Raw genomic sequence first — 6,463 nt, forward strand, 5'->3', positions numbered from 1 at the left:
AAGCGAATCTCGAATGCCTGACCGGCAGAGATGCCCCAATGTCACCCCATCGAGCGACGCCAAACCCGGCATTACGGCGCGAACCGCACTCTGAGGCTGGATCAGCTGGTTGTCGCCAGGCCGACCCGCGGGAAGGCAGCACTGTCTGCCGACGCTCCGGCCGAGCAGTTCACCCGCCAGCTCACGCGCGCCGTCTTCGAGATCAAGCGCCGCAAGGCCGATCCGTTCGCCGTCGCTGAGGGCGGGTACGTCGTCTTCCTCGACGAGGTCGACCTGCTCTCCCGGCACCCTGCGAACCCGCAACTGCCCGACTTGATCCGAACGGTACGTCGACTGGGCCCCGCGGTGGACGTCACCATCGCGACACCGCGGACCTGACGCTGCCGCTTCCGCCCCGCCGACTCCTTCACCCAGCCATTCCAGGGCCCGCGCCCGGCTCCCCAGCCGGCGGCGGGCCCTTCGTCGTTCCGGGCCCGCTCGGGATGCGGCGCAGCATGCGCGACCCGTGCGGTTGCCAGCTCGGCTACGTCGGACAAGGCGACAGCGGTCTTCCCGAACGGGCACCAACGGACCGCAGTGGGCGAGAACATAGGGGGCGTCTGCTGGGATGGCTCACCCAAATTTGGGTGAGCCACGGCGATCCATGGCACATCGGGCCCCGGGCCGGGAGGTTCTGCAGCGCACGCGCACCGGCCCACCTTGGTTACCCGGCCGGCGGCGGTCCCTTCGCCGTTCCGGCCATGTCGGTGACCCGCGCGGCGCGCGTCAGGAACGGTCGGCCGCACGGCCGATGGGAGGCAGCCTGGCAGCTTCGGATCGCGCTGCAATGGCCAGCTTCCGGTCGTCGGTGGACAGTACCCCAAACGCGTGTCGAAGGTTGACCCGGTGCGGGCGCGATCGACGCGGCGATCTCCAGCATGGCGACGTCGTCCGCGGCGTGCCGGAAGCCACCTCCGCTCCCCGCGCGTTCATGACGATCACCGCGGCAACGCGATAGGCGGCCGGTGACCGCAGGACGGCCGGGGTGGCCCTCGGCGGCGTCTCCGCAGGACCCGCTGCTACTGACCTCGGCACTTCAGGGTGACGGTGGCGGCAGATCGAGGGAGCGTCCGATCGCAGTGACGGCCCGTTGGTGAAGCACTGGTCCATCACCCCGAAGCGTCGAAGTCAGTAATGGGAATATCTGTGCATCCGTCAGCAACTTGCGCAGTACGTCGCGTTGGCTGCAACCATCCGTTTATGACCGGTCGCCATACTGGTTGGCATCGAGGGGAATCGGGGGCCGTCACCGGGGAGTGATCATGAATATTACGCTCGGCAAAGGACGTCGCGCGGGACGGTTCGGGGCACGGGCCGTCCTCGGGGTGACGGCGACGGTCGTGGCTGCCATCGGCGTGGAGGCGGTGCTCGACGTCGGATCCTCCGCCGCTGCCCCTGTCTCGCGCACGCTGCACTACTCGTGCTCATCCGGGGTGATCGGCGCTGCCGCGGACATCACGATCGACGCGGACGTCCCCACCTCGATGGTGGTGGGCCAGCCCAGTCCGCGGTTCACCATCCGCGGGACGGCGATGGTGGACGCGAGCTTCGCGCAGGCCGCGGCCTTCATCGGTGCCACCAGCGTGGACGGAACGGTGGTCGGACACGGCACGGTGGTGGCACCGCAGGGCAACGTTCCGGAGGACATCACCATGTCCATTGCCAGGACCGCGATCCCGGCGTCCGGCTCGTTCCCGCTTACGGCGACCGGCGCCGCGCCCTCCGTGACGCTCAGCCAGGCAGGTCAGGCGACGGTCACCATCGGGAGTTTCACTGCGCAGGTCACCCCGAGGACGGCGAGTGGTGCCGCCCTGGGCACGATTGACGGGTCCTGCTCGCCGAACTCCGGGCAGGACAACGTCCTCCAGTCCGTCGCGGTGATGGAGCCGCCCCCGCCGACGCCAGCGCCCTCCTCCGGGTCGACGGGCGGCGGCGGGAACCCCGGCACCCCGACCGCCACGCCCTCGGGCACCAAGACCGGGTCGTCGTCGGGCGGATCGGGCACGACTAGCGGCTCAGGCACGAGCGGTGGCTCAGGCACGAGCGGTGGCTCAGGCACGAGCGGTGGCTCAGGCACGAGCGGTGGGTCGGGCACCAGCGGTGGGTCGGGCACCAGCGGTGGATCGGGCACCAGCGGTGGATCGGCTGCAGGCGGCGGAATCGGCACGAGTGGCGGATCAGGTGGAGTGGTTCCGTCGGGCGTAACGAGCGGACCGAGTTCGTCAGGATCGGCCGCGCCCACCACGGCACCGCCAACTCCCGGCAATGCGACCGCGTCAGCCACTACACCGAGTTCCAAACCGAGCGGTGCTGCCCCGCTCAATAGCGCCTCCGTCCTCCTGTCGGCCAGGCACGAGCACTTCCCGTACCCGCTCCTGATCGCCGCTGTCCTGATCGCCGCCGGCATCACCGCAGCCATCCTCAGTGCCTGGCGCAGCAAACGCCACCTTCGCAAAGTGCCACTCACGTACGGTCATGTGAGCGAGCCCGTGGCCACCGGGAGCACCGGGACCGGCGCGATGCGACAGAGGGACTCCCTCGACTGAGACCGACTTCCTGTTCGCCTGCCGCTGGTGGTTTTCAGCTTTGCGCCACGCGTCCGGGCGCTTACAGCTACGGTTGGCGCACTGGCGAACATGTCCTGCAGAGGGGGCGAACGTAGTGGGTATGGAGCTGGTAGTCGGATATCTCTTCGCGTGGGCCGTACGCAAAGGACGGCGGGTGGCTCGCCGGGCGGACACGGAGGTCGATTCGGCGCTGGACGCCGGGATGGACCGCCTGCACGAGGTGGTGGTCTCCCGGTTGGGCTCTGAGCCGGCACTGGGGAGCGTGATGCAGGAGGCTGACTCCGGTCTGGCAGAGCCGACCACGGAGACCCGGGAACAGCTGGAGCTGGCGTTGAGGTACGTGGCCGCGCACGACACCGAGTTCGCCGAGGCACTGCGGCAGGCCGTGAACCAGCTCCAGGCAGCCGGCGCGCCCGTCGGCCCGGGGCTCGGCGGAAACAACGTGAGCGGGAACACCTTCAGCGGGCCGATTGCGATTATGAACGGCAACAACAACCGACAGGACAACCACTTCGGGTCCCAGTGACCAACGCGGAGCCTGGCGGTGAACGGGACACCGTTTTCAACACCGCAATCATGATCGGCAGCAACAATGTCCAGAACAACTACTACCCCATGGCCAGGCCCTTCGAGGAGGCATTGGCCGACAAGGCCGACCAGCTCGCGAACCAGATCGGTGGCCGGCTTAAGGGCGAACTGGCCCAGCAGCGGATCCTCGATCCCATTGCGCTACCAGTACCCTGGCGGCCGCTGTCCGACGAGGCAACCGGCCCGCTGGGCGGGACGACGGACTCCGCCGTGCAGTACCTGGCGCGCGAGCTGGACAAGATCCTGGCGGCGAAGGCCGGCTGGCTGTTGGTACTGGGCCGGGCAGGCTCGGGGAAGACCAGCCTGGCCATGCTCTTCGCGCGGGCCCTGCTGGAGGACCGTACCGGTACCGACCGGGCACCGGTGCCGGTAATCTTCAGTCTTGGCTCGTGGAATCCCGAGCGGACCCTGCTGCAGGACTGGCTGATCAGTCAGTTGGAGCGGGACCAGCCCTATCTGGCCGAGGCCGGACCCAACGACTCGACCTGGGCTGCGGCGCTGGTCGACGCCAAGCGCATCCTGCCGGTCCTGGACGGGTTCGACGAGATCGCCGACGACCTTCGCGGACCCGCGCTGAGGAGCCTGAACGCCACCACCCTGCCGCTGCTGGTGACCAGTCGCCGCGCCAAGTTCCAGGCCGTGCAGCGAAGGATCAAGGTCAAGCTCTCCGCCGCCGGTGCCGAACTGACCGACCTGACCCCCGACTCCGCCATGGACTACCTGGAGGCCACCACGGCGGCCGCCGGGACCGGCTGGGAGCACGTCCTGGACGAGCTGCGCCGCCACCCCAGCGAACCCGACTGCGCGCGGCTCGCCGCCGTCCTGACCACCCCGCTCATGGTCACCATGGCCCGGTTCATCTACGAATCCGACGGTGATCCATCCGAACTGCTGGACAGCGGGAAGTTCGGCACGCGACGGGCCCTGCAGAAACACCTCCTGGACGCCTTCGTCGCCACCGCGTACTCGCGGGTACCCCGCACTCGGCATGCCGCCCCCGTGCCACGACAGTGGGACCCGAAGCTCGCCCGGCACTGGCTCGGCTACCTCGCGACCCACCTGACGGAGCTCAGGACACAGGACATCGAGTGGTGGCGGCTGGGCACCAGCATGAAGCTGCGCACGGTCATGCTGCTGGTCGGGATCACGGTTGGTATCGCGTGCGGCCTGGTGGCCGGGCTCGGCTACGGGCTGGAGACCGGGCTTCTGGCCGGGCTCGCGGACGGACTCATGACAGCGGTCATCGTCGGCCCGGCGAACGGACTTGTGCTGGGTCTGACCTTCGGGCTCATGCACGGTTTCGCCACGAAACTGAAGGTCGGCGGTCCGACGTTCGAGCCATCGCTGATGGAGGTCAGGTTCCGGGGCCAGCCCTGGCACGAAACGGTGAGGAAGCTGCGCAAGAGCTTCTTCCCCAGAGTCAGGGGCGGTCTCGCCGGCGGCCTTCTGTTCGGCGCCCTCTGGGCGGTCGGCAGCTCGGTCCTGCTGACGTCCGAGGGCTACTCCGGGCTGGTGATCGCGCTGGCGGCGGCAGAGCAACTCGGGCTCGGTGCTCTCACCGGGCTCGGGATCGGGCTCGTCGCCGTGCTCGGAGCCGGGTTCGAGACGGTCATCCCGAGAGAGAAGAACGAGCTCCCGGCGATCCTGCTGCACACCAACCGCAGGACTGTGCTCACCCAGTTGCTCATCATCGGGCTGGTGATCGGGTCGGGGTACGCGATCATCTGGGGGCTCTTGTACGGAATCGTGTCCGCGATTTCGGCCGCGCTGGTGTCCGGGACCATGGTCGCGCTCGGGGTCGGCACCATGACCGCCTGGGGGCGCTGGGTGGTCCTGGCCCGGATCTGGCTGCCCCTGATGGGACGGCTGCCGAGGAACCTGAACGCCTTCCTGGACGACGCCTACGACAGGGGCGTCCTGCGCCGGGTCGGCGCGGTCTACCAGTTCCGCCACGCGCGGCTCCGGGACCGCCTGTGCGAGGTCCACCAGGAACGCGGCGGCCGGCACCCCCGCTTGACCGCGGCCTGAACGGGTCAGTTCGGGCAGACCTCCGCAGCTTCGCCAGCGACTCCTGTGTCCGGACAGCCCTGATGAACCCTGATCGGATGTTCAGCGCGGGCCTGCCTGTCGAGGTAGCTGCGTGCGCGTGCCGAAAACCGTGTCACCCTATGCGACCTGCGCGTATTCGTGGATGAGACCGCCAAGGCGGTCGCGCCGGATGACACGCGATTGGTCATCGGCGGCGGGCGGTTCAGGTGTGCCGGTATCGTCAGGGCAGCGTTGTCCCAGTGATCGGTGTGGCCGGTGTTCGTTGTGATGGGTCGCGTACTCGTCGATGACGAGGCGCAGGTGCCGCTCTCCGGTGATCAGGACGCGGTCGGTGGCCTCGCGCCTGCAGGATCCGACCCAGCACTCGGCGATCGCGTTCATCCGGGGCACGCCGGGCAGGATGGGCACCACGCGGGTGCCGACGGCGTTGAAGACCGCGTCGAAGGCCTCGGTGAAGTAGCCGGCGTTGTCGCGGATCAGGTACCGGATTCCGGTAGTGCGCAGGTCGTCCAGGGTCATCAGCAGGTTGCGGGCCTGCTGGGTGGCCCACTCGGAGGTGACGTTGCGGGTGACGCCGGCGATGTGCACTCGTCGGGTGCCGTGCTCGATGAAGAACAGGACGAACAGCCGCCTGAGGAGGACGGTGTCCACGTGGAGGACGTCGACGGCGAGGATCCCCTGGGCCTGGACGGTAAGGAACCGGGACCAGGAGCGGTCGGCGCGCTGGGGCGCCGGATCGATGCCGGCCTTCTTCAAGATCTCCCAGACGGTGGAGGCTGCGACCTTCCAGCCCAAGGTGTGCAGTTCGCCGTGGATCCGGCGATACCCCCAGGTGTCGTTCTCACGGGCCAGGCGCACCACCAGGGCGCGCAATGCCTCGGGTTTGGGGCTCTCCTGCCGTATGTGTGGGTGCGCTGACCTGCGGCTGGACGTGAAACACGCCGTCCTCTGTGATCCTTGAGGTGTCGAAGCCCAAGTTTGATCAAGCAGAGAGACGGCGTGCCTGCCTTCAGCATATGGAAGCGCACCCTGATGGTGGAAAACACCGTGGTCGAGGCGGTGCGCTGGGACGAATCGGAACAGTGTGTAGTCGCGTCGGTACGGCCTGACGCGCGGCCGCGTGGACGGTGCGGGCTGTGCCGGCGCCCGGCCCCCTGGTACGACCGGGGACGCGGCCGGCGCCGGTGGCGGGATCTGGACCACGGGGCGGTGCGGGTGTT

At 68.7% G+C, this 6,463-nt stretch carries 5 protein-coding genes; 3 read left to right on the plus strand and 2 right to left on the minus strand.

The genetic code is table 11. From position 1 onward, the window contains the following. Positions 1-288, minus strand: a 288-nt coding sequence (locus ACZ38L_RS37855) for a hypothetical protein (RefSeq protein ID WP_465702380.1), incomplete at its 3' end; no start/stop codon positions are given. Positions 289-1,301: 1,013 nt separating this feature from the next. Here ACZ38L_RS37855 and ACZ38L_RS37860 point away from each other — a divergent pair. The 3 genes from ACZ38L_RS37860 to ACZ38L_RS37870 all read left to right on the plus strand — a co-directional run bounded on the left by ACZ38L_RS37860 (position 1,302) and on the right by ACZ38L_RS37870 (position 5,222). Then, positions 1,302-2,585 carry a DUF6801 domain-containing protein gene (locus tag ACZ38L_RS37860; protein WP_465702382.1) on the plus strand — a complete coding sequence of 428 codons (1,284 nt, stop codon included), beginning with the start codon at positions 1,302-1,304 and terminating at the stop codon, positions 2,583-2,585. 121 nt (positions 2,586-2,706) lie between these two features. After that, positions 2,707-3,132: a hypothetical protein gene (locus ACZ38L_RS37865; RefSeq protein WP_465702386.1), complete on the plus strand. Its 426-nt coding sequence runs from the start codon at positions 2,707-2,709 to the stop codon at positions 3,130-3,132. Positions 3,133-3,182: 50 nt separating this feature from the next. Then, positions 3,183-5,222: an NACHT domain-containing protein gene (locus tag ACZ38L_RS37870; RefSeq protein ID WP_465702390.1), complete on the plus strand. Its 2,040-nt coding sequence runs from the start codon at positions 3,183-3,185 to the stop codon at positions 5,220-5,222. A gap of 138 nt (positions 5,223-5,360) precedes the next feature. Here the strand turns inward: ACZ38L_RS37870 and ACZ38L_RS37875 are convergent, their stop codons facing one another. Next, entirely contained in the window at positions 5,361-6,116 is a 756-nt protein-coding gene (locus ACZ38L_RS37875) for an integrase core domain-containing protein (RefSeq protein ID WP_465702394.1), read from the minus strand. Positions 6,117-6,463: the final 347 nt, after the last annotated feature.

The sequence above is a fragment of the Kitasatospora sp. NPDC024654 genome, from assembly GCF_055559155.1.